The sequence below is a fragment of the Micromonospora sp. NPDC048898 genome (assembly GCF_043198035.1).
Taxonomy (GTDB): Bacteria; Actinomycetota; Actinomycetes; order Mycobacteriales; family Micromonosporaceae; genus Micromonospora.
This window is the reverse complement of record NZ_JBICUF010000002.1, coordinates 275,712-297,541: the sequence shown is the minus strand read 5'-3', so window position 1 is coordinate 297,541 and position 21,830 is coordinate 275,712. Positions and strand designations below refer to the sequence as shown.

The window sequence follows — 21,830 nt, the reverse complement described above, 5'->3', positions numbered from 1 at the left end:
CGACCACACTCCACGGTCAAGAGTCGACCGGCCACACGGGGGATTGTTAACGCGTTACCGACTGGTAACGATGTTGTGCCATGGACTCCGCCCTGACCCTGATCGGCCTGCCCGTCGCCCTCGGCATCATCATGCTCGGTCTGGGTCTCGGCCTGACCGTCGCGGACTTCCGCCGGGTGGCCCAGCACCCACGAGCCGCCGTCATCGCGCTGGTGTGCCAGGTGCTGGTGCTGCCGGTGCTCTGCTTCGGCCTGGTCCTCGCGTTCGACCTGGCACCGGAGTTGGCCGTCGGCATGATGCTGCTGGCCGCCTCACCGGGCGGCACGACCGCCAACCTCTACAGCCACCTGTTCGGCGGACACGTCGCCCTGAACATCACCCTGACCGCCATCAACTCGGTGCTCGCCGTGGTCACCCTGCCGATCCTGGTCAACCTGTCGGCGGCGTACTTCCTGCCCGGCGGCAGGAGCATCGGACTGCAGTTCGACAAGGTGGCGCAGGTCTTCGCCATCGTGCTCGTCCCGGTCGCGATCGGCATGCTGATCCGCGCCCGGGTGCCGCACGCCGCCGAGCGGCTGAACCGGCCGATCCGGATCCTCTCCGTCGTCGTGCTCGTCGCCGTCATCGCCGGAGCCGTCCTCGGTGAGCGGGACAACATCGCCGACTACTTCGTCTCCGTCGGCCTGGCCGTGCTCGCGTTCAACCTGCTGAGCCTCGCCATCGGGTACGGCGTGCCGCGGCTCTCCGGGGTGGACCGGAGTGCCGCGACCGCCGCCGGGTTCGAGATCGGCATCCACAACAGCACCCTGGCCATCACGATCGCGCTCAGCCCGGCGCTGCTCGACAGCACCCAGATGGCGATCCCGGGCGCCGTCTACGGCATCGTCATGTTCTTCACCGCGGCGGCCTTCGGCTACCTGGTGACCCGCGCCGGCACCCGGCCCGCCGCCAGCCTGACCCCCTGACCGGCGGCGTCAGCCGACCTGGTCGTTGTCCTTCTGTGCGCCCCAACCGTGCCACCTGTCGATCTCGATCAGGGCACTGACCCGGGCGCGCTCCCGCCGCGGGTACGCGTTGCCCGTGTAGTGCTGGGACAACCGGTCGATGTCCGCCAGGCCCTCGTCGGCACGCAGCTCGGCGACGTGCCCGACGACGCTGACGTGGGTGTACCAGCCGGCCTCGTCGAGCACGGTCAGGGACACCCGCGGGTCGTTGCGGATGTGGTCCAACCGGCGGCGGCTCTCGTCCAGGTTCACCAGGATCCGGCCGTCCTCCCACAGGTACCAGGTCGCGGCGGACACCGGCTGACCACCGTTGCGAAGCGTGGTCATGACGGCCGGGTTCGGCTTGCGGAGCATGGCGATCGCGGCCTCGGGAAGCGGTGGCTTGGACATGCAGTCTCCTCGTCGCGTCAGCGTTTACCCCTGCACGTTACGCACCCGCGGGGCCCGAGCACGCGCGGACCGGCAGGTACACCGCAGGGAGTACCTCGTGCAGCGGATGTGCGCCCACCCGGTGGCTCGTACGCATCATCACCAAACTCGGCGTCCGAGACCGTACGCAGTTGGTGGTCCTGGCGTACGAGAGCGGGCTCGTCACCCCCGGCGGTTAGGGCCGCGCGCGGGCCTGCGGTCGCTTTGGGCGAGGATGTGGTGATGAGCAACTCCGCACCGCCCAGGCGTGTCGTCGTCACCGGTGCCACCGGCAAGCTCGGGCGGGCCGTGGTCGCCCACCTGCGCGCCGTGGGCGTCGACGTGCTGGCGCTGGACCGCGCCGGTGGCCGTGATCCGCGCGACGTGGACGGCGAGTTCCTCCTGGTCGACCTGACCGACTACGGCCAGGTGGTGGAGGCGTTCACCGGGGGCGCCGACGAGCACGCCGGCGGGGTCGACGCGATCGTGCACCTGGCGGCGGTCCCGGCTCCGGGGCTGAGGTCGAACGCGACGACGTTCGCGAACAACTCCGCCGCCACGTACAACGTCTTCGCCGCGGCACGGGCGGCCGGGATCAAACGGGTGGTGTGGGCGTCGAGCGAGACGGTGCTCGGGCTGCCGTTCGACACCCCGCCGCCGTACGCGCCAGTGGACGAGGAGTACGCGCCGCGGCCCGAGTCGACGTACTCGTTGAACAAGGTCCTCGAGGAGGAGATGGCCCGGCACTTCTGCCGGTGGGACCCGGAGCTGGTCATGGTGGGTCTGCGCTTCTCCAACGTGATGGACGTCGAGGACTACGCGCCGTTCCCGTCGTTCGACGCCGACCCTCAGGCGCGGCGGTGGAACCTGTGGGGCTACCTCGACGCCCGCGACGGGGCGCAGGCGGTCGAGCGTGCGCTCGCCCACGACCGGCCCGGCGCCGACGTGTTCATCATCGCCAACGCCGACACCGTCATGAGCAGGTCCAGCGCCAGCCTGCTGGCCGAGGTCCACCCGGGCGTCGAGGTCCGTAAGGAGTTGGGCGAGCACGAGACCCTGCTCAGCATCGACAAGGCACGCCGGGTGCTGGGGTACGAGCCGCGGCACTCCTGGCGAGACCACGTGGATCCGGTTCAGCGCGCGGCCTGGTAGGCGCGGCCCACAGCGGTCGCCTCGCCGCCGGCACGGAAGAGCCCGGACTGGTCCTTGTCGGTGGCGGGCAGACCGAACCACGCGTACCGGTGCAGCCAGGACAGGCCGCCCAGCATCCGGGTCGCCGCGGTGAGGAAATCGGCCTGCTGTGCCTGGGTCGGAAAGCGCACGCCGTTGGAGAAGTCGATCAGGGCGAACTCGGTGAGCCAGATCGGCAGCCCGTAGCGGTCGTGCACCGCCTGGAGGTACGACCGGAGTTGGTTGACCGCGTTGGCGGTGGTGAAGTCGCCGCCGTACCAGTGCAGGGCGATGAAGTCGACCCGGTGACCGCGCTGCTTCGCCCCGGCCATGAAGCGGTCGAGCCACTCGCCCGGCCGGTCACCGCCCCAGGCCACCGCAGGGCTGCCCAGCGGCAGGCCGGTCGCCTCCAGCTGCGGCCACAGCTCCAACGCCTGCTCCACGGTCATCTCGGCCTGACCCTTCAGGTCCGGTTCGTTGAACCCGAGCAGGTGGCGGCCGTTCTGCCGGGCCTTCTGCAGGTTGCCGGCGGTGACGCTCCTCGCCCCCCAGATCATCGGGACGAACTCGGCGTTCCTCGGGCTGGTGACGCCCGGGTGTGCGACGTCCCAGGTGTAGAACCAACTCGCCCCGGAGTTGGCCAGCGCCGGGCCGACCCCGTCGAAGGTCCACACCCCGACGCCCTTGCGCGTCGAGGTCACGGCGGCCGCCGCCGGGGCGACCGGACGCCGGGCCGTGGGCGTCGCCGTCGGCGTGCTCCGCGGGGTCGGGGTCGTCGCCGTCGGGCTCGTCGTGGGGGCAGGCGTGGTCGCGGTGGGTGGGCTGGCCTCCGGGCTCGTCGACGGCGACGCGTCGACCGCCCGCGTCGCGGCGGGGACGGGCACCGGCCCGGTCGGTTGCACCACGACGATCACCCCGGTCACCAGTACGGCGACCACGACGGCCACGGCGAGGGGCCACCGCAGACGCCACACGCCGATCGGGAGGCTTAGGCGTCGGGGCTCCGCGTGGACACCCCGGGGGCCCTTCGGGGTATCCGCTTCACCCGGGCCGGTTGCGCGCATCGTCTCGACTCCTCCGTGTGGTCACATCGCTGCTCGACGCTCCGTTGGCGGGAATCCCGCCAACGCCTCACCTCAGGAGACTCGCCAGACGCGCCCGGATGACAGTTTCGGCGGCAATGCTGTCCCACACGGCCCGAACCGGGCCGCCCGCGTCAGCGAAGTGTCGGGCTGGCGGGCTGAATGTCCGGCATCCCGGTCAGCGACGGAGGGTCTCCGCCGGCGACTCACCGAACCGGCTCCGATGCTCGGTCGCGAACCGGCCGAGGTGCACGAACCCGTGCCGCAGCGCGACTGTCGTCACCGAGACCCCCGGCTCGGCCGCCCGCAGCGATCGCTGCGCCGCGTCGAGGCGACAGGAACGCAGGTACGCCGTCGGGGTGGTCCGCAACTCCCGGCGGAAGCAGTCCTGCAGCGTTCGTACGCTCACCCGCAGCGCCTCGGCGACATCACCGACGGTCAGCGCCTCGGCGTGGTGGTCGGCGATCAGGGCGCAGGCCCGGCGGACGAGTCGCCCGGGGTTGGGTGGTGGTCCGGCTCGGCGAACAGGTATCCCGGCCTGCACACCCAGAACAACAAGGGCACCTCGAGGTGCTTGACGAACTGGGGCTCAACCTCGGCCCACTGACCCGGGCTCGGCAGTGGCTGCTCCCCGTCTACCCACGCTCCTAACGGGCGGTGACGGCACGCATGATCCGGCGTACCGCCGAGGCGGGCGGAACGGACGAGGTGGCGGCGGTCCGCCCCGGGCGCGGCGGTGTCCGCCACGACCGCGACGACTCTCCGGTCGCCGGATGAGGGCGGGCGGGTGACGACCTGACCGTGGTCCGGCACCCGCCGCCGTCCGAGACCAACCCGACGGCGGACACCTGTTGCCCGCCGTCGACCGCCGCGCGTATGGTTTCGTGGCACGCCGTCGAGCTGGAAGGAGGTCAGAACAATGTCCGATGTTCTGCGCCCCCTCCGCGCTCCGGCGTCCGCGCGGGCCTGACCCGGGGCGCTCGCCACCCGGAGGACCACGATCCATGACTGACCTGCTCATTCGTCCGCTCGTCGCGGGCGAGGAAGACCTGTTCGACTCCATGCCCGATCCGCTGCCCCAACTGCGCCAGGTCGCGTACGCCGACGGGGTCGCCGGCGGCGGCTACCGGCCCGAGACCACCTGGGTAGCCCTGCGCGCCGGCCGGGTGGTGGGCCGGGCCGCCTGGCTCCGCCCACCGGGCGCGGTCGGCGCCCCCTGGCTGGACCGGTTCGATCTGGACGCCGAGCCGGAGGTGGGCGCCGAGTTGTTGCACGCCGCCCACGAGGCGCTGGGCGGCCCCGGCCGCTACTACGCCGCACTGCCGGCGCACTGGCGGCGTCGACCGGAGGTGCTGGCCGTGGTGCGGGCGCCGATGGAGGCCGCCCGGCTCGCCGGGCTGGTCGAGCGGGGGGAGCGGCTCCGGTGCTCCTGGACGGGCACACCGCTGCCGGCGTCCTCCGGCCGCTACGACTTCCGGGCCCCCACCGACCTGGCGGAGATCAACGTCCTGGTCGCCAGGATCGCCGAGCCGGACGTGCTGACCGGTGCCGAGATCGCCCGGGCGGTCGGCGGAGTGGACCTGGCCACCGACCCGCTGGCCTGGCTGGGAGACGCCGCCGAGAAATGGCGCGTCGCGCTGGAGGCCGGGCAGCCGGTCGGGCTGGCCGGAACGTTCGGGGACGCCTGCTACCCGCTGCTCGCCTATCTCGGCCTCCTCGACGAGGCGGCCCGGCCCGAGCTGCTGGCCGAGGCGGTCCGGGTGCTGGCCGCCGGCGGTGCCCGCGAGGTCATCGCCGACGTGGACGCCCACCGGGTGGCGGTGCTCGCGGAACTGGAACGGACCGGCTTCCGGCAACTGCGCTCCCGGGTCGTCTTCGCGCCGCCGCAATAGCCGATCGGGTGCGCCCGGTCACCCGGGCGCACCCCCTCGGCCGGCACCGGACCCCGCCCCGCGCCGCCGACGACCATGCGGGACGTGGGCCGCGCGCTGCCGCGCCGGCGTCTAAACTGCGCCCGTGTCGTGCCTCGTGTGGGCGCGTCATCTTCATCCGGCCAGGCGTACCCGCTATTGACCGCACGAGATGTTAGCGCTAACCTGCCGCGCTACCGCATCGAAGGGTCGCGCTGCGACGGATCCCATCCCCACCCCGAAAGGCGACACCAGCAATGAGTACGGCCGGATCAACCGACTTGCGTGCCGCAGTCCTCGCCGCGAACCGTCTCATCTCCGAGGCCGGTCTGGCCGCGCTGACGTGGGGCAACGTGAGCGGGGTCGACCGAGAGGCCGGCATCTACGTGATCAAGCCCTCCGGCGTGGCATACCAGGACCTCACGGCCGACCTCCTCGTCCCGGTGGATCTGGAGACCGGGCAGGTCGTCGCCGGTGAGCTGAGGCCCTCCGTCGACAGCGAGACCCACCGTGCGTTCTACCTGCGCTGGCCGTCCATCGGCGGGGTGACCCACACCCACTCGACGAACGCCGTCGCCTTCGCCCAAGCCGGGCGGGACGTGCCGGTGCTCGGCACCACGCACGCCGACACCTTCGCCGGCCCGATCCGGGTCACCCGGGACCTGACGGCCGACGAGTGCGCCCAGGACTACGAGTTCAACACCGCCCTGGCGATCATCGAGCTGATCGGGGGAGAGGCCGAGGCGCTGGCCAACCCCGTCGCGCTCGCCGCCAACCACGGCCCCTTCACCTGGGCGGCGAACCCGCTCAAGTCGGTGGAGAACGCGATCGTCTGCGAGGCGGTCGCGGAGATGGCCATGAAGACGCTCTCGCTGAACCCGGCGGCGGCCGCGCCACAGTGGTTGTTGGACCGCCACTTCACCCGCAAGCACGGCGCGGGTGCCTACTACGGCAACCAACTGCCCGAACAGAGCCGGCCGTGACCGCCGGCACGGGCTCCGCGATCGGAGCCCGTGCCGGCGTCGCCGTCCTCGCTGGTCGGCGGGCGGCGGTCCCGGATCGCCTCACGTCGAGGGCTGGGCGGCGGCGCCGTTGAACACCGGAGGCGCGTAGCCGGCCGGCTTGTCGCCGATGCCGAGCCCGGGGCTGACCACCCAGGACTGGTACTGCGGGGTGAACATCACGTAGGGCGCATCGAGCTTCGGTGCGCTGGCCTCCTCGATCCGGCGACGCGCGTCGGCCGGGATCTCGAACCGGAGCGCCTCGAAGTTGCTGCGAACCTGCTCGGCGCTGCTCGCCCCGATGATGACCGAGGCGACGGCGGGCTGGGTGGCCACCCAGTTGATCGCGACCTGGGCCATGGTGCGGCCCAGGTCGGCCGCCACGTCCTCCAGAGCCTCGATGACCTGCCAGTCGCCGGGGCTGATCTCCCGGCCCGCGGCGTCGGGGTTGGTCAACCGACCGGTCCCGCTCAGGCCGTCGCCGGTACGCCGGTACTTTCCGCTGAGCAGGCCTCCGGCGATCGGGCTCCACGCGGTGAGCCCCATGCCCACGGTCTGGGCCATCGACACGTACTCCGCCTCGATGCCCCGACTGACCAGGGAGTACGGGAGCTGCAGATTGATCATCGGGGCCAGGCCGTGCGCCTCGGCGTAGCTCTGGGCGCGGGCCGCGTACCAGGCCGGCACGTCGGACAGCCCGGCGTACCGGATCTTGCCGGCGCGTACCAGGTCGTCGAGGGTGTGCACGACCTCCTCGACCGGGGTGATCCGGTCCCAGGTGTGCAGCAGGTACAGGTCGATGTAGTCGGTGCCGAGCCGGCTCAGCGACGCCTCCACCGCCCGCACGATGTGCTTGCGGCCGTTGCCGCTGGCGTTCGGGTCGCTTGGGTCGACGGTGTTGGTGAACTTGCTGGTGAGCACGAGCCGTTCACGGACACCGGCACTGTCGATCAGGCGGCCGAGCATCCTCTCGCTCTCCCCGGCGGTGTAGAAGTCCGCCGTGTCGATGAAGTTCCCGCCCGCCTCCAGGTACTGGCGGAAGATCGGCTCCGCCTCCTCCTCGGTCTTGCCGTACGCGGCGTGGAACCCGTCGACGCCGAAGTTCATGGTGCCCAGCGCCAGTCGGCTCACCCGCAGACCGGACCGCCCGAGCAGGTAGTAGTGGTTCATGGTGGTGCCCTCCCGATCGTGGTGTCGGCCCGGAGCGGACCGCGTTGCCGACCTTTGCTCGCCAAAAATGGACCTGCAAGTCCAGAGTTCGGGCTAGGGTCGGACCAGCAGGTACGGGCCAGGAAGCGGTGACGGAGGTCGCATGACACGGGCGTTGACCCGCAAGGGCGAGGCCACCCGGGCGCGGATCGTCGCCGGCGCCGCCGCCGAGATCCGCGAACGCGGGGTCGACGAGGTACGCCTCGAGGACGTGATGGCCCACACCGGCACCAGCAAGGGTCAGCTCTTCCACTACTTCCCCGACGGCAAGGAGGAGCTGCTGCTCGCGGTGGCCCAGCACGAAGCCGACCAGGTGCTCCTCGACCAGGAGCCGATGCTGAGCAACCTCACGTCCTGGCCGGCCTGGTCGGCGTGGCGCGACCGGCTCATCGAGCGCTACCTCGCACAGGGCGTGAAGTGCCCGCTCAACGGTCTGCTCGGTCAGACCGGCCGACGCGCACCGGCCGCCCAGGCGATCGTCACCGGGCTCATGTGGCGCTGGCAGGCGGCGATCACCGAGGGCATCCGACACATGCAGTCGACCGGGGACATGGCCGCGCGGGTGGACGCCGACCGCGCCGCCGCGGCACTGCTGGCCGGCATCCAGGGCGGTGTCCTGCTGCTGCTCTCCACCGGCAAGATCGACCACCTGGAGGCGGTCCTCGACCTCACCATCGACTCGCTGCGGGTGACCGAGGCTCAGGAGGGGCACGGCAATGAGTGACGACGAAAAGCGCCCACCGTTGGTGCTGCTGCACGGCCTCACGTTCGACCGGCGACAGTGGGACCCGGTTCGGCGCGAGCTCGCGGTGATCGATCCCGCCCGGCAGGTGCTCACCCTCGACCTGCCCGGGCACGGCGACGCACCCCGGCGGGCGTCCTACGGGATGGCCGAGGTGGCCGACGTCGTGCACGAGCAGGTCACCGAGGCGGGCATCGACCAGCCGATCGTGGTGGGACACTCGGTCGGCGCGGTGGTCGCCACGGCGTACGCGGCCCGCCACCCGGTGCGCGGCGTGGTGAATCTGGACCAGATCCTGCTGCCCGGTCCGTTCGGTGTGGCCGTACGCCAGGCCGAGCCCACCCTGCGCGGCCCGGACTGGCGGCGGGTGTGGGACGCCATGCTGGCCGGAATGGGCATCGAGGGGTTGCCGGCCGAGGCGCGCGAGATCGTGCAAACCGCGACCGATCCCCGGCCGGACCTGCTGCTGGGCTACTGGGGTGAGATCCTGCGCGGGTCCGACGAGGGGATCGCCGCGGAACGGCAGCGCGACCTGCGGTCCATCGGCGAACGGAGGGTCCCCTACCGCTGGGTGACCTCGTCCGAGCCACCGCCGCGGTATCTGACCTGGTTGACCGGTGTCCTGCCGGGGATCATGGTGACCGTGTTGCCCGGCAGTCACTTCCCGCACCTGGCGGAGCCGGCGACCATCGCCCGGCTGCTGGCGGAGGGCTGAGCGGGGCGGTCGGGCAGGTCGGCGGGAACGACGGCGACCGGTTGAAGCGGTTGACTGCCGTGGTCCGCGCACGGACGGTGGTCACGCCGCCGGCGGCCGGTCCCACCGATCCAGTCGGGTGAGCCCGGTGCTGCCAGTCCGGATCACCTCCGTGGCCAACGCGGTGGTCGCGGGATTGGCCCCTCCGCGTTGCTCGGCGGTGGCGACCCGGACCGCCTGCTCCAGGTGCGCCCGGACGTGCTGGCCGGCCAACCGCTGCAGGGCGACACCGGTGGCCGACCGTAACGCGGCCAACTCCTCGTCGGTGACCATGCCCGGCATGTCGTGGCCCTCGTGCGGGTTGGTCGCCGGTGCGCCGGAGTCGGCGAGCAGCCGTCGCGCCGTGCTCAGGTCGGCCAGGTGCGCCCGGCCGAGCCGAGCGGCGAACGTTCGCCACGCCGGGTCGGTGGCCCGGCTCGACACCGTGTCCAGCACCGGCAGTACGCGTTCGTTCATCGCCACCGTCAGTTGGAGCCAGGCGATGTCGGTGGGGCTGAACGTGTCCGTCGTACCCCTGGGTGTTGGCACCGCGGTCGCGGCCGGCGCGGTCGTCGGGGGCCCGGTGGTGCCGGCGGCATCCCGTGGCCCGGTGGTGCAACCGGCGGCGAGCAGCATCGCGGCGAGCAGCGCGGTCGGTCTGGCGATCCGCATCCGGGCCCCTTTGCGCCTGGGGTGGCGGGCCCGGCGTGACCGGGCCCGCCCTCGGGTACGAATCAGATCGGTCGGCCGTCGTGACCGCACTTGATGACCGGCCGGATGCAGTCCTGGACCCGCCGGGCCATCTCCGCCACCGGCCAGGCGTTGAAGAAGTCGCCGTGCATGGTGTAGCCCGGCCCGGAGGCCAGCCGGAACCGCGACGGGTCGCCGTTGACGGGGTACCGCAGCACCTGCCGCAACTTCGGCACGTGCACCGGGTGGGTGCTCGGGCATGCCTGGTTCACCGGGTACGCCAGGTGGCTCTTGTGGTCCGGCGAGTCCAGGTCCCGGCCGTTCCAGCACTGGGGGAAGTCCAGGTACGACTCGAGCATCGTGCCCGCCGGGCAGGTGACGAAGTCCTTCGACGGCGGCACCTGTCCCGCGTGCAGGCACGACCAGCGCGCGATGCTGTCGTTCGGCCCGGCGGCCTTCGCGTTGCCGGCGACGAGTCGCAGCCCGAGCGGGAACGGCTGGGTGTTGGCGACCACGTCGGCGCGTACGCCCTCACCCAGGTAGTAGAACGTGGCGATCGCCGGCTCCACCGGGACGTTGTCGCGGTAGAGGGTCGGCACCCAGTAGGACGAGACGTCCACCCGCGGATTGCAGGTGCTCTGGGAGTTGACCAGGTCGGGCAGTGTGGTGTGGGCGTTCGTCACCGTGCTGCCGAAGAAGCTGTGCATGTGCGAGGCCCCGGGCAGCCCGGGGAAGATGATCGGGTCGTCCGGCAGTCGGTGGCTGTAGGTGCAGTCGGCGGGGAACTCGGACACCCGGATGGCGTTGGCGACCGGGGCGGCGTCGGCCCGTGCGGTGGTGGCGACGACGTACGTGCCGAGTAGCACCAGCAGGGCGCCGATCGCCGTGGCGAGGCGCAGTCGGCGGTGGGTGCCGGAGAGGGGTGCGGCCCTGTCCATCTCGTGACTCCTGTCGGGGGACGGGTCAGGGGTAGCTCCGGTGCCCCCGCCGAAGACAGCGGAGATTGCCCTGACCAGACTGGTGGTGACCGGCGGAGCCGTGATTGAGAGAGCGCTCTCACCGGTTGTCCAAGCCTCACCCGTGTGTCGAAACTTGTCAATACGTGCCGCAGTTGGTGGAAATGACGACGCCGAAGGGCCGGGCCCCGTGGTGGGGTCCGGCCCTTCGGTGTGTGTGGGTGTCAGCTGGTGGCGTAGCCGCGGGTGGCGATCCAGTCGGCGAGGTGCTCGACGCTGATCTGGTAGGAGGCGGTGTTCGGGTCGGCGGAGTCGGCGATGGTGACGGTGGTGCCGTTGTCGCGGTAGCCGACGACGCTGATGTAGTGCCCGCCCTCGTAGGAGTGCGTCGTTCCGGTGGTGTCGGTGCTGGTGCCGGCGATGTTGGCGACCACGGCCCGACCGTTGTCGATCGTCTTGACGATGTCGGCGCGCAGCGTGTCGGTCTGCTTGGCGTCGGCATCCGGGCTGCTGATCTCCACGCTGTGGTAGGCGTCGGTCTTGCCGGTTTCCTTGTTCAGGACCGGGGTGATGTCGTTGATGCTGTTGGTGCCGGCTTCGGTGGTGCCCATCTCCTTGGCCATGTCGTCGACGTTGATGTTCTTGCCCTGCACGCTCAGGGCGTTGCGGGTGGCGGCGGGGCCGCAGTAGTAGAAGTTCGGCTGTGCCTCGTAGCGCACGCCCAGTTCCCGCTCGCCGTTGGGCTTGCGGTCGGTCTGGGTCTGCGTGGCGGGCTTGGCGTCGGACGCGGCGTAGGCGGTGGTGACGGGTCCGGCGATGGCGCCTCCGGTGAAGGCGAGGCCGGCGGCGGTCAGAGCGGTCTTGCGGATCAGATCGGTACGCATGATGGCGTGCTCCTCTGCATCGGGGGTGCCCGCACAACGCACCGGGGGGCGCGTGGTCGTGCGGGGGAAGTTCGAGGGGTTCCTGCCCGGTGACCCGCCCGAGGGGGTCGGCGTCGGGACAGGGTGTAACGGTTCGCGGTGGCGGGTCATTCCACCTTCCCGGGGTCGGCCGGTGGTGCTGCTCGACCGTGCGGGGGATGTAACCGGGGCGGCCTGCCAGGTGTTCCCGGCGACTGCCGTGCCCGGCCATTGTGCTGCTCGGTCGCTCGGGGGTGTGCAACCGGGGCGGCCTGGCGGGTGTTCCGGGCGGCTGCCTCCGGCCGGAGGATCTGGGCGGCGTTCCCGGTGGGGCCCGCACACCACGACCCGGACTGTTGCGGTGGTCTGCCAGGTATAACGACCCGGCCCGGCCCACGATTCCGCCGCCGGGGTGGCTCCGACCACCCGACAGTCGCCACGAAACCTGACAAAACATCCACCCGGCTGGGTCCAGTGATCCGGACACGGCGGCCGAACCGCGCTGATCGACTCGGGTTCCTGAAAGCCGCGGTGTCCGGGTGCCGGGGATACCCCAGATTCATGAAAGCCGAGTGGATCAGGAATGTGCCGGTGGGACAGCCCGAACTCGGCGGGCTGCCCCGCCCGGACTGCCCCACCAGATGCTCAGAAGCCGAGGACGCCCCGCCCGCCGACCACCGGAAGCCGCAGCTCACTGTCGTTCGGTGCGACCCGCAGTTCGGTGCCACCCAACGGCAGCAGGGTGTACTCCTGGTCGCTGGAGAAGACGACCACGCCGATCCGGTGCCCGGCGGGGAAGACGTAGTCCTTCGGCTCCATGGTCCACCGGTAGTCGTACAGCTTGCCCTGCTTGACCGGCTCGGAGCGTGCGGCGCTCCTGCGGTTCTGGGGGTCCATCCAGCCCCGGGTCACCACGGTCGGCGCGGCGGTCGATCCGGCGGGGCCGTAGTCGACCAGGTACGCGGTGAGGTTCGCGTCCGGCTTGTTGTCGATCGCCATTCGCAACCGCATCTCCGGACGTCCAGAGATGCGCACGTTCTGCGTCAGCTCGGGCGAGCGGTAGGCGAGTCGGTTGGCGCTCGCCGCGTCCGGGTTGGCGACCAGGGTGTCCGGGTGGATCGTCCGGCCCTCGTCGACGAAGCTCTGCTCGACCTTTGCCTTCGGTGGCTTGCCCGTGGTGAGCGCGCCCGGCGCGGTGGCATCGGTGGCCGCGAGGCGCAGGCCGACCTCCCGAGCGGCCGGGTCGGGCCAGTTGGCGTACGTGGTGTAGGCCCGGTCCTCACGCTGGAGCACCGCGGTCGGCTCGTCCATGATGCCGTTGCGCACGTTCCACAGCCAGAAGTCGAACCAGCGGTTCTCGGTCTGCTTGTAGGTCCACGTCTGACCGCCCGGCAGGGTCACCGACGCGCTGCTGCCCGGGCCGCCGTGGCCGCCCTGGTGCAGCCAGATCTTGCGGGGGACGTCGCGCTTGGCGAGCTGGTCCCACCAGCCGGCGAAGTGCTCGGTCTTCACGTTCCAGTCGTTGAGGCCGTGCACGACGAAGACGCTCGCCCTGACGTTTCGGGCGTCGAGGTAGTCGCGGTCGCGCCAGAAGTCCGAGTAGTCGCCGGTGACCCGGTCCTGCTCGGCGGTGATGGTGGCGAGTTCGTCGGCGCACGGCCCCTCGGCCCGTGCCTGCCCGGCGGTGTACTGGGCGAGGATGTCGAGGTCCTCGCCCTGGAACGTGCCGGGGGCGACGACCAGACCGTTGGCCCGGTAGTAGTCGTACCAGCTGCTGATCGCGGAGACCGGCACGATGGTCCGGAGTCCCTTGACCCCGGTGGTGGCCACCTGGTTGGGCAGCGTTCCGTTGTAGGAGACACCTGTCATGCCGACCGCACCGGTGGTCCAGCCGGCGGTGATCGGGGCGCCGTTCGCGTCGTACCCCTTGGCCCGGCCGTTGAGCCAGTCGATGACCGCCTTGGTGCCGAGCGTCTCGGCCTGGTCGCCGCTGGTCGGGCAGCCGTCGGAGTCGCCGGTGCCGACGCTCTGGCCGAGCACCACCGCGTACCCGCGGGGCACGTAGTAGTCGTCAAGTGAGCCGGGCAGGTTGGCCTTCGCCTGGGCCCGCTGGGCGCCGGCGTCGAGCCCCAGGCGCCCGGCCCGGTCGGTCCGCCCGTTCTGCGGCAGGTCGTCGACCAGCACGCTCGGGTACGGCACGTCACCCCAGGTGCCCTTGCGGTACGGGCTGTGCTCGAAGATGACAGGCACCTTGAAACCCTGCGTGGCGGTCTCCCGGGGGCGGGAGATGTCGATCGCCACCCGGTCGGGTCGACCGTCGTGGTCGGTGTCGACCGGGGTCTGCACGAACACCCGCTCCTCGATCGCGTCGGCGAGCGAGAACACCGGTTGGGTCGTGCCGTCACTGACCACGATGCCGGTGGGCGTCGCGGTCGTGGGCGGGGCCGCGGTCGCGGCCGGGGCGGCGGTCAGGACCAGGGCGCCGGAAACACCGACGCTCAGGAGTGCCAGATGGCGGGGTCGACGCACGCGCGTCTCCCTTCGGTTGGGCTGGTCGCCGGGTCTCGGCAGGGGCCTATCTCGAAGATCCATTCGTCGCCATGCTAGGGCGGGGCCCGGGTCCCGTCGATGCCTTCGGGCAGGGATGTGCCCTCTATTCGCCAGGTGCCGTTCCGGACGAGGCGAGCGGCAATCGAAACGTCATCGAATCGGGTCGGGCGGTGACACGCTGCGGAAACCCGGGCCACACCAGCGGAAAAACCTGTCGTCGAAGACCTCGGAAGATCACGTACTCATGCATATGATCTTGCGGGAAGTCGCCCGAAGAGGCGCTTTCGTCCACATTAGACGAGGAGCAGCATGCTCAGGAAAACACGGTGGCTGTTGGCCGTCGCCGTCACGGCCACGACACTGACCGCCCTACCGGGCACCGCCACCGCTGGACCCGGCGGCATCGGCCGGACCGGCGCACCCGCCACCTCGGCCGACGGCAAGACCCACACCGTCACCCTGCTGACCGGCGACGTGGTGACCGTCCGCAGCACCGGCTCGGGATGCCCGCAGGCCACGGTCCGGCCGGCCGACGAGAACGCGGTGATCCGCCAGACCTGTGGTCCCGACGGCCACCTGCACATCATCCCCGCCCGCGTCGCGTCCCAGATCGGCCCGGTCCTCGATCCCGACCTCTTCGACGTCACCACGCTGATCGCCGACGGGTACGACGACGACAACTCCGCCGAGCTGCCGCTCATCGTGCAACCCGCCACCGCCTCCGCCCGGGTCGCCGCGCTCGGTGCCGTCCTGCCGTTGCCCAGCATCGGCGCGGTGGCCGGCCGCGTACCCAAGAAGAGCCCGGCCACCGCGAAGCTGGCGACCAACTCGCTGACCGCCGGCGCGAAGAAGGTCTGGCTCGACCGCAAGGTCCGCGCCACCGCGCTGACCGGCGGCGGACCACGCGGTGACCTCGACCGCAACCTCAGCCAGATCGCCGCACCGCAGGCCTGGAAGTCCGGCTACACCGGCGCCGGCGTCCGGGTCGCGGTGCTCGACACCGGTGCCGACTTCACCCACCCGGACCTGGTCGGCCGGGTCGCCGACCGGTCCGACTTCACCGCCGAGGGCGGTGACGCCGTCGACCACAACGGCCACGGTACGCACGTCGCCTCGACCATCGCCGGCACCGGCGCGGCCGCACAGGGCCAGCGTCGCGGTGTCGCACCCGACGCCAAGCTGGTGATCGGCAAGGTCCTCGACGACCACGGCTCCGGCGCGGACTCCGGGATCATCGCCGGCATGGAGTGGGCCGCCGCCCGAGCCGACGTCATCAACATGAGCCTCGGTGGCAGCGACCCGGACGACGGCAACGACCCGCTGTCGCTCGCCGTCGACGCTCTGAGCAAGCAGACCGGTGCGCTGTTCGTCATCGCCGCCGGCAACAGCGGCGGGGCCATCTCCTCGCCCGGCTCCGCCGCCAGCGCCCTGACCGTCGGCGCCGTGGACCGCGACGACAAGCTCGCCGACTTCTCCAGCCGCGGGCCGCTCGTCACCAGCCACGTGGCCAAGCCCGAGCTTGTCGCGCCCGGTGTCGACATCGTCGCCGCGCGGGCCGCCGGCACCAACCTGCAGGATCCGATCGACAGGTACTACGAGGGCCTCTCCGGCACCTCGATGGCCACCCCGCACGTGGCGGGCGCCGCCGCGCTGCTCGCCCAGCGGCACCCGGACTGGACCGGTACGCAGCTCAAGGCCGCACTCGTCGGTGCCGCCGACCCGCTGACCGACGTCGACGCGTACGCCGTCGGAGCCGGCCGGCTCAACGCGGCCCGGGCCCTGGGCGGCCCGACCAGCAACCAGCCGGTGGTCAACCTCGGCACGTTCGCGTACCCGCAGTCCGGGACCAGCGAGGCGAAGCTGAGCTGGACCGGCGCGGCCACCCCGGCGACGACGGTCCTCGACCTCGACGTGGCGATCGTCAACCACGACGGTCAGCGGGTGCCGCGCGGCGCGGCGTCGTTGTCCACGAACCGGGTGACGGTCAGGCGCGGCAGCACCGCCGCGACGACCCTGCGGATCAACCGCGCGGCGCTGGCCGCCCGACCGGGCTTCTACCTGGCCACCGTCACCGCCCGCACCGCCGGCCGCGCGGTGGTCGCGACCACGCCGGTGAGCTTCTACGTGGAACAGCCCAGCTACGACCTGACGATCCACACGAAGCCGCTGCCCGGTCTGAAGGACGGCGCGGAGAGCTGGATCAACCTCGCGGTCACCAACCTCGCCGACCCGCTGATCTACTCCGGCGGGGCGGGCGGTACGCCCGGAGAGGACTTCACGCTGCGGGTACCGGCTGGCCGGTACTCGGTGCTCGGCGCCTCGGTCGCCTACTACGTCGACAGCGACGTGCTGGAGACGACGCTCAACGGCGAGGCCGACCTGAACGTCACCGGCACCCGGAGCGTGACGCTCGACCCGGCGCGCGCCAAGCCGGTCACGGCCACCGTGGACGGAGTCGCCACCACGCCCACCCGGACCGACCTCACCAACGTGCAGACCGCGGCGAACGGCCTGTCCTGGTGGCACCAGATCAGCGGGTACGGGACCGCGACCGCCGTCCGCACCACCGCGCTGCCGAAGCCCACCGTCGGATCCCGGCGCACCTGGGCGGCCGTCAACCTGAACTCGCCGGCCGGCACCGCCAAGCCGTACCGCTACAACCTGGTGCACGAGTACCCGGGCGGCGTGCCGGCCGACCCGGCGTACCGGGTGACCAGGGCCGAGCAGGCCAAGCTGGCGCGGATCGACGAACGGTTCCACCAGACGGACTCGCCGGAGATGTTCACCCAACTGGTCCGTACCGGCATGACCCGCGACGGGGTGGCGGTGACCCAGACCCACGAGGGAGACCTGCCCCCGTACCGGACCGACTACCTCTCGCCCGACATCCTCTGGGCCGACCAGGGCGCCTACGGCGGGCTGGTGGCGGACGAGGCACCCCGCAGCTACCAGCCAGGCAGTCAACAGACCAAGATCTGGGCCCGCCAGCCCCTGCACTCCGGGTGGTACGACGACCCGGCCGGCGCCGGCTGGAGCTGCGCCACCCCGCCGTCGCGGACCCGGGGCAACCTGCACATCGACCTGGTGTCGCTGACCGACAAGCACCAGCGGGCCGACTGCCTGTACGGCGAGGCGATCGGCGTGAAGCGCAGGCTGTCGCTGTACCGCGACGGCAAGCTCGCCGACGAGCGGTCCGGCCCGTTCGGCGACTTCAGCGTCCCGCAGTCGATGGCCGACTACCGGGTGACCCTCGACATCGACACGAGCCTGATCCTGCCGATCTCGACCAGGGTCAACACCTCGTGGACGTTCCGGTCCGCCGGACCGGACGGGACCGGGAGCGTGGCGTTGCCGCTGCTCGCGGTCGACTACGCCCTGCCGATGGACCACAACAACCACCCGGTCGACGCAACTGCCGAGTTGACCGTTCGGCAGGCGCACGGTGTCAAGCCGCAGAGGGTGACGTCGTTCCAGGTCTGGACCTCGACGAACGACGGTGCCACCTGGGCGTCGGCCCGGGTCACCGCCAGCGGCGACGGCTACCGGGTCGCCCTGCCGAAGACCACCGCCGGGCAGGCTGTCTCACTGCGGGTGAAGGCCGCCGCGAACGGCGGTAGCGGCATCGACCAGACCATCATCCGGGCGTACCACGCCGGCTGACGGTCGACGCGGTGGTGCGGCCCGGCCCCGGCCGGACCGCACCACAGTTCCGCGTCGCGGTGTCGATCCGGGCCCGCCTCGTTCGTCGTGACAGTGACACGTGACGCCGACCCGAGAGGCACGCCCATGACGTCCCGGACCACAGTTGCCGAGACCCACCTGCGTCGAACCCGCCTCCTGCTGGCCTGCGGCACCGTCGCCGGCGTCCTCTTCCCCGCCCTGTCGTTCGGGCAGGCGTTCACCCGATCCGGGTTCGATCTGCGCCGACACGCGGTGAGCGCACTCACCCTCGGTGACCTCGGCTGGCTGCAGTTCATCGCGTTCGCGGGCACCGGCATGCTGGCCGTCGCCTTCGCGGTGGGCCTGTGGCGGGCGCTGCGTCCGGGTCGGGCCGCGACGGTGGTGCCGGTGCTGGTTGGCGTCTACGGGGTGGCGATGGTCGGCGGGGGAGTCTTCGTCCCCGATCCCGCGCTCGGCTGGCCGCCCGGCGCCCCGAGCGGGCTGCCCGAGCAGGCCAGCACGGGAAGCATCCTGCACACGGTGTGCGGCGCGGCGGCGTTCCTGTCGCTCATCGCGGCCGGGCTGCTGCTCGCCCGACGCTTCGCCGGCCAGGGGCACCGGGAATGGGCGCTCTACAGCGCGGCCAGTGGCGCCGTCGCGTTCGTGCTCACCGCCCTGCCCTGGAGCGAGGGGAGTGCGAGCATCCGCTTCGCCGTCGGAGCGGTGCTCATCTCCGGCTGGCTCGTCGCGGTGTCCTGGCGAGTACGCGACGAGGGCGCCTGAGGGGTCACTGACCCTCCCAGACCGCCTTCGCGCCGGAGTCACCGGTGCGGACCACGTAGTACACGACGATGCCGGCGGCCACCACCGACAGCACCTGCAACGCCACGGTCAGCGCCCGACCGGGCCGCCCATCGTCGGTGGCGCTCGCCTCGGCGGCCCGCGGCGGGACGAAACGGACCAGCGCCAGCGCCACGATCGCCAACAGAAGGGTCGCCCAGAACGTGATGTCGCCGAACTCCTGGTGCGCCTCGATCTTCGGGAGGAACTCGGGGGTGATCCGGTTGGCGGCACGCATGCGCTCGAAGAAGGCGTCCCCGGAGAGCTTCGCCAGCAGGGCGGCGACCGGCGCACCCACGGCGAGCAGCCCCAGCACCCAACGGGTGTGCGGCCGGATGGGCGCGACGAGCGCGTAGCCGACCGTCAGGAGGGCCAGCAGCGGTACGAACACGACAGCGGCGTGCAGCACCAGAGGGTGGGCGGGGAGGCCCATGAACTCCTCGAACATCGGCGTCTCCTCCGGAGGCATCGGGTGGACGTCAGTCGTCCAGAGATGGACGGTAGCGGTTCGGCGCTCGCGCCGCAGTATCGGTTCAGCGGTCGCAGCGCAGTGCGGCCAGGTCGACGGCGTCCGCCATCGCCCGCATGCCCCGGTCGTTCGGGTGCAGGTGATCGCCGCTGTCGAAGAGCGGCAGGAGCGCCCGCGGGTCGTCCGGACTGCGGGTGACCCGGTCGAAGTCGACAACGGCGTCGAACACGCCGCTGTGCCTGATCCAGTCGTTGACGCCCTGGCGCACGGCCTCACCGGCGGCGTCGTACTCGGGCCAGCCCTGGTAGGGCATGACCGTGGCGCCGACGACGCACCGGCCCGCCGCGTGCGCCCGGTCGACCAACTGCCGGTAGCCGGCGGTCAGGGCGTCCACCGTGACGCCGGTGTGCGCCTTGATGTCGTTGATGCCCTCGTGCACGAAGACCGTGTCGACCCCGGGGTGGGAGAGCACGTCGCGGTCGAACCGGCGCAGCGCGGCCGGTCCGGCCCCGCCGGCGAGCACCTTGTTGCCGGAGATGCCCTCGTTGGCCACCCCCTTCACCGGGCTGTCGGGCGCGGCCTGCAGTCGCCGGGACAGATGGTCGGGCCACCGCCCGTTCGTGTTCGTGCCGAGGGCGAACCCGTCGGTGATGGAGTCGCCGAGGGTGACCACCGAGCTGATCGCCGTGGACGTCCGCACGCTGACGGCATCCAACCAGTACCAGGAGTTCAGCGTGTCGGTCCAGTTGGTCGCCGCCTCCTCCGCGGCGTGATCACCCGCTGCCGCGTACGAGGTCTGCAGGGCCAGGGGATGCCCACTCCTCATGCCCACCGCACCGGTGACGTGGAGGCTGACGACGAGATCGCTCTCAGCGGCCAACTCGCCGGGCAGCGGGTCGCTGAGGACCATCTCGCCGGCCGGCACGGTGACCGAGGCCTGCCCGCCGAACGTCAGCGGCCGGTTGCTGCCCTGGACCAGCTCGGCGCCCTGCCGCTGCAACCCCGCGTACGCGCTGGCGAAGGTGACCGGGTGCTCCCCGAAGGCGTTGGTCAGCCGGATCCGCAGCGCGTCCCCACCGACGCTGGTGCGCACGACGAGCCGGTAACTGCGCTCGGCCGGCCCGGCGCCCTGCCGATCGGCGCTCGCGGCCCAGGTGACCGCGAAGTGCCGCGGGTCCACGCTCACCGCCGGAGTCGGCACCCGCGCCAGGGCCGCGGCCGGATCGTGCCGCGTACGTGCCGTCTGCACCACCAGGGGGACGCAGAGCGCCGTGAGCAGCGCCGCGACGGCGGACGCCGCCACCCGGCGTGCGGACCAGGCCCCCATCAGACATCTCGCACAGCTGACCCGACCACGGACAAGATTATGTCGTAGTCGGGATGGCACCGATGCCCCCACCGTGCCGAACACGTTGTCGTCGGCTACCGGGAGCGCGGCAGACAGTCCTTCTTGTACTTCAGGCCCGAGCCGCACCAGCAGGTGTCGTTGCGCTCCGGGGGCCAGGGGATCCGCGCGCTGGGTCGCGCCGACACCTCGGCCGCGTAGCCGGCCCGGACCGTCGCGTCGGCGGGGTCGCCGTCGGACCGACCGGCGAACGCGGTCAACCCGTCCACGGTGGCGCGGAACACGCCCAGTCCGGCCCGACCGGCACCCCTGAGCCGGACCAACTCCGTCTCCAGCCGGCCCCGGTGCGCGTCCCAGTCCGGCCCGTACACCTCGGCCAGGGCGGCGTGCTCGGCGAGCAGCCGATCGAACTCGGCCCGCGGCCAGAAGAGCAGATCCGAATCGCCGCCCCTGCGCTCGCCGGCCCGGCGCACGAGCTGGGTCTCCAGCCGGTCCGCCAGGTCGTCCTGCCGGTCGTGCGGCAGGTTGAGATCCCGGCGTACCCGATGCCGCTGTTGCAACAGGAAGAAGGCGACACCCGGCGCGTCCGGCGGACCGAGATCGACCACCGGGTCGATCGTGGTGCTGGCCGGTCCGGACGCGGCGCTCGCGCGTTCGTCGAGCAGGGCGTCGACCGCCTCGCTCAGCCACGTCTCGGCGGTCGCCGAACGACCACCCGCGTCCAACGCGGCACTCACGTAGACGGGGGCGTCGGGCCGCACGAGCAGCAACGGGCGCAGCGCGGTCAACTCCGCCATCGCCTCGTCGTCGCGACCGCCGGCCCGGAACAGGGCCCGAGCCCGCAGCGCCCGCGCGAACCCGGCCCGAGGATCATCCCCGGACGGGTACGCCGCCAGCGCCTGCTCCGCGTACCGCAGGGCGGCCTCGGGTCTGGCCCGGCTCTCGGCGATCTCGGCGGCCAGGGTCAGGGCGTCTCCGGCGTCGTCCGGATCCTCCAGCCGGCCCTGCTCCGCCGCCCGGGCGACATCGGCGGCGACACCGAGCGGGTCGGCCGTCCCGAGCGCCGAGCGGCGCAGTTCGGCCAGGTCAGCCTTGGTGAGTACGTCTCTGGTCGGCACGATCTCACGGTACGTCGGGGTGCTCGGAGTATGCGGGCAGA

Annotated in this window: 19 protein-coding genes; 8 read left to right on the top strand and 11 right to left on the bottom strand. The window is 71.8% G+C overall.

From position 1 onward, the window contains the following. Positions 1-80: 80 nt before the first annotated feature. Positions 81-965: a bile acid:sodium symporter family protein gene (locus ACGFIQ_RS08195; protein ID WP_393241099.1), complete on the top strand. Its 885-nt coding sequence runs from the start codon at positions 81-83 to the stop codon at positions 963-965. 9 nt (positions 966-974) lie between these two features. Here ACGFIQ_RS08195 and ACGFIQ_RS08190 read toward each other — a convergent pair whose 3' ends face one another. Then, a complete protein-coding gene (locus ACGFIQ_RS08190) occupies positions 975-1,394 on the bottom strand; it encodes a PPOX class F420-dependent oxidoreductase (protein ID WP_393241096.1) in 420 nt (139 codons plus the stop codon). A 261-nt stretch (positions 1,395-1,655) separates the two neighbouring features. Here ACGFIQ_RS08190 and ACGFIQ_RS08185 point away from each other — a divergent pair, with 261 nt between their 5' ends. After that, the gene (locus ACGFIQ_RS08185; RefSeq protein WP_393241093.1) at positions 1,656-2,564 is read left to right on the top strand and encodes an NAD-dependent epimerase/dehydratase family protein; all 909 of its coding nucleotides are present in this window, start codon (positions 1,656-1,658) and stop codon (positions 2,562-2,564) included. Here the strand turns inward: ACGFIQ_RS08185 and ACGFIQ_RS08180 are convergent. Both ACGFIQ_RS08180 and ACGFIQ_RS08175 read right to left on the bottom strand, forming a co-directional pair. After that, positions 2,546-3,529: a glycoside hydrolase family protein gene (locus tag ACGFIQ_RS08180; RefSeq protein WP_393241091.1), complete on the bottom strand. Its 984-nt coding sequence runs from the start codon at positions 3,527-3,529 to the stop codon at positions 2,546-2,548. The two genes, ACGFIQ_RS08185 and ACGFIQ_RS08180, sit on opposite strands and share 19 nt — an antisense overlap. A 313-nt stretch (positions 3,530-3,842) precedes the next feature. Beyond that, the gene (locus ACGFIQ_RS08175; protein ID WP_393241088.1) at positions 3,843-4,208 is read right to left on the bottom strand and encodes a helix-turn-helix transcriptional regulator; all 366 of its coding nucleotides are present in this window, start codon (positions 4,206-4,208) and stop codon (positions 3,843-3,845) included. A 460-nt stretch (positions 4,209-4,668) separates the two neighbouring features. Between ACGFIQ_RS08175 and ACGFIQ_RS08170 the strand changes: the two genes are divergently transcribed. Further along, positions 4,669-5,556, top strand: coding sequence for an acetyltransferase (locus ACGFIQ_RS08170; protein ID WP_393241085.1), 888 nt, complete (start codon positions 4,669-4,671; stop codon positions 5,554-5,556). A gap of 299 nt (positions 5,557-5,855) precedes the next feature. Then, the gene (araD, locus tag ACGFIQ_RS08165) at positions 5,856-6,557 is read left to right on the top strand and encodes an L-ribulose-5-phosphate 4-epimerase AraD (protein WP_393241082.1); all 702 of its coding nucleotides are present in this window, start codon (positions 5,856-5,858) and stop codon (positions 6,555-6,557) included. Positions 6,558-6,638: 81 nt separating this feature from the next. Here araD and ACGFIQ_RS08160 read toward each other — a convergent pair whose 3' ends face one another. After that, on the bottom strand, positions 6,639-7,745 hold the full coding sequence (locus tag ACGFIQ_RS08160; protein ID WP_393241078.1) for an aldo/keto reductase: 1,107 nt from the start codon (positions 7,743-7,745) through the stop codon (positions 6,639-6,641). Positions 7,746-7,887: 142 nt separating this feature from the next. Between ACGFIQ_RS08160 and ACGFIQ_RS08155 the strand changes: the two genes are divergently transcribed. Continuing rightward, complete coding sequence (locus ACGFIQ_RS08155) at positions 7,888-8,508, top strand: TetR/AcrR family transcriptional regulator (RefSeq protein ID WP_393241075.1); 621 nt, start codon at positions 7,888-7,890, stop codon at positions 8,506-8,508. After that, complete coding sequence (locus tag ACGFIQ_RS08150; RefSeq protein ID WP_393241072.1) at positions 8,501-9,241, top strand: alpha/beta fold hydrolase; 741 nt, start codon at positions 8,501-8,503, stop codon at positions 9,239-9,241. The genes ACGFIQ_RS08155 and ACGFIQ_RS08150 overlap by 8 nt, the downstream gene beginning before the upstream one ends. An 81-nt stretch (positions 9,242-9,322) precedes the next feature. Here ACGFIQ_RS08150 and ACGFIQ_RS08145 read toward each other — a convergent pair whose 3' ends face one another. From ACGFIQ_RS08145 to ACGFIQ_RS08130, 4 genes are all read right to left on the bottom strand, one after another. Continuing rightward, positions 9,323-9,931 (bottom strand): DUF305 domain-containing protein, encoded by a 609-nt coding sequence (locus ACGFIQ_RS08145; RefSeq protein WP_393241069.1) that lies wholly within the window; start codon positions 9,929-9,931, stop codon positions 9,323-9,325. A gap of 62 nt (positions 9,932-9,993) precedes the next feature. Continuing rightward, positions 9,994-10,887, bottom strand: coding sequence for a DUF1996 domain-containing protein (locus tag ACGFIQ_RS08140; RefSeq protein ID WP_393241066.1), 894 nt, complete (start codon positions 10,885-10,887; stop codon positions 9,994-9,996). Between the two features lie 242 nt (positions 10,888-11,129). Further along, positions 11,130-11,789: a C39 family peptidase gene (locus ACGFIQ_RS08135; RefSeq protein ID WP_393241064.1), complete on the bottom strand. Its 660-nt coding sequence runs from the start codon at positions 11,787-11,789 to the stop codon at positions 11,130-11,132. Positions 11,790-12,452: 663 nt separating this feature from the next. Then, the gene (locus ACGFIQ_RS08130) at positions 12,453-14,336 is read right to left on the bottom strand and encodes a Xaa-Pro dipeptidyl-peptidase (RefSeq protein ID WP_393241061.1); all 1,884 of its coding nucleotides are present in this window, start codon (positions 14,334-14,336) and stop codon (positions 12,453-12,455) included. A 330-nt stretch (positions 14,337-14,666) separates the two neighbouring features. Between ACGFIQ_RS08130 and ACGFIQ_RS08125 the strand changes: the two genes are divergently transcribed. Continuing rightward, positions 14,667-18,017 (top strand): S8 family peptidase, encoded by a 3,351-nt coding sequence (locus ACGFIQ_RS08125; protein ID WP_393241058.1) that lies wholly within the window; start codon positions 14,667-14,669, stop codon positions 18,015-18,017. Between the two features lie 126 nt (positions 18,018-18,143). Continuing rightward, positions 18,144-18,800: a DUF998 domain-containing protein gene (locus ACGFIQ_RS08120; RefSeq protein ID WP_393241056.1), complete on the top strand. Its 657-nt coding sequence runs from the start codon at positions 18,144-18,146 to the stop codon at positions 18,798-18,800. 4 nt (positions 18,801-18,804) lie between these two features. Here the strand turns inward: ACGFIQ_RS08120 and ACGFIQ_RS08115 are convergent, their stop codons facing one another. The 3 genes from ACGFIQ_RS08115 to ACGFIQ_RS08105 form a co-directional block, all read right to left on the bottom strand. Next, positions 18,805-19,305, bottom strand: a complete 501-nt coding sequence (locus ACGFIQ_RS08115) for a DUF2231 domain-containing protein (protein WP_393241053.1) — start codon at positions 19,303-19,305, stop codon at positions 18,805-18,807. 85 nt (positions 19,306-19,390) lie between these two features. Next, positions 19,391-20,653 (bottom strand): SGNH/GDSL hydrolase family protein, encoded by a 1,263-nt coding sequence (locus ACGFIQ_RS08110; protein ID WP_393241050.1) that lies wholly within the window; start codon positions 20,651-20,653, stop codon positions 19,391-19,393. Positions 20,654-20,748: 95 nt separating this feature from the next. After that, positions 20,749-21,789: an SEC-C domain-containing protein gene (locus ACGFIQ_RS08105; RefSeq protein ID WP_393241047.1), complete on the bottom strand. Its 1,041-nt coding sequence runs from the start codon at positions 21,787-21,789 to the stop codon at positions 20,749-20,751. Between the last annotated feature and the right edge of the window lie 41 nt (positions 21,790-21,830).

Bases quoted from the DNA above. Each gene is read 5' to 3' on its own strand.
- ACGFIQ_RS08145 (WP_393241069.1), bottom strand. From the start codon at position 9,931: ATGCGGATCGCCAGACCGACCGCGCTGCTCGCCGCGATGCTGCTCGCC.
- ACGFIQ_RS08195 (WP_393241099.1), top strand. From the start codon at position 81: ATGGACTCCGCCCTGACCCTGATCGGCCTGCCCGTCGCCCTCGGCATC.
- ACGFIQ_RS08120 (WP_393241056.1), top strand. From the start codon at position 18,144: ATGACGTCCCGGACCACAGTTGCCGAGACCCACCTGCGTCGAACCCGC.
- ACGFIQ_RS08115 (WP_393241053.1), bottom strand. From the start codon at position 19,305: ATGTTCGAGGAGTTCATGGGCCTCCCCGCCCACCCTCTGGTGCTGCAC.
- ACGFIQ_RS08150 (WP_393241072.1), top strand. From the start codon at position 8,501: ATGAGTGACGACGAAAAGCGCCCACCGTTGGTGCTGCTGCACGGCCTC.
- ACGFIQ_RS08190 (WP_393241096.1), bottom strand. From the start codon at position 1,394: ATGTCCAAGCCACCGCTTCCCGAGGCCGCGATCGCCATGCTCCGCAAG.
- ACGFIQ_RS08125 (WP_393241058.1), top strand. From the start codon at position 14,667: ATGCTCAGGAAAACACGGTGGCTGTTGGCCGTCGCCGTCACGGCCACG.
- ACGFIQ_RS08170 (WP_393241085.1), top strand. From the start codon at position 4,669: ATGACTGACCTGCTCATTCGTCCGCTCGTCGCGGGCGAGGAAGACCTG.
- ACGFIQ_RS08110 (WP_393241050.1), bottom strand. From the start codon at position 20,653: ATGGGGGCCTGGTCCGCACGCCGGGTGGCGGCGTCCGCCGTCGCGGCG.
- ACGFIQ_RS08135 (WP_393241064.1), bottom strand. From the start codon at position 11,789: ATGCGTACCGATCTGATCCGCAAGACCGCTCTGACCGCCGCCGGCCTC.
- ACGFIQ_RS08155 (WP_393241075.1), top strand. From the start codon at position 7,888: ATGACACGGGCGTTGACCCGCAAGGGCGAGGCCACCCGGGCGCGGATC.
- ACGFIQ_RS08185 (WP_393241093.1), top strand. From the start codon at position 1,656: ATGAGCAACTCCGCACCGCCCAGGCGTGTCGTCGTCACCGGTGCCACC.
- ACGFIQ_RS08140 (WP_393241066.1), bottom strand. From the start codon at position 10,887: ATGGACAGGGCCGCACCCCTCTCCGGCACCCACCGCCGACTGCGCCTC.
- ACGFIQ_RS08160 (WP_393241078.1), bottom strand. From the start codon at position 7,745: ATGAACCACTACTACCTGCTCGGGCGGTCCGGTCTGCGGGTGAGCCGA.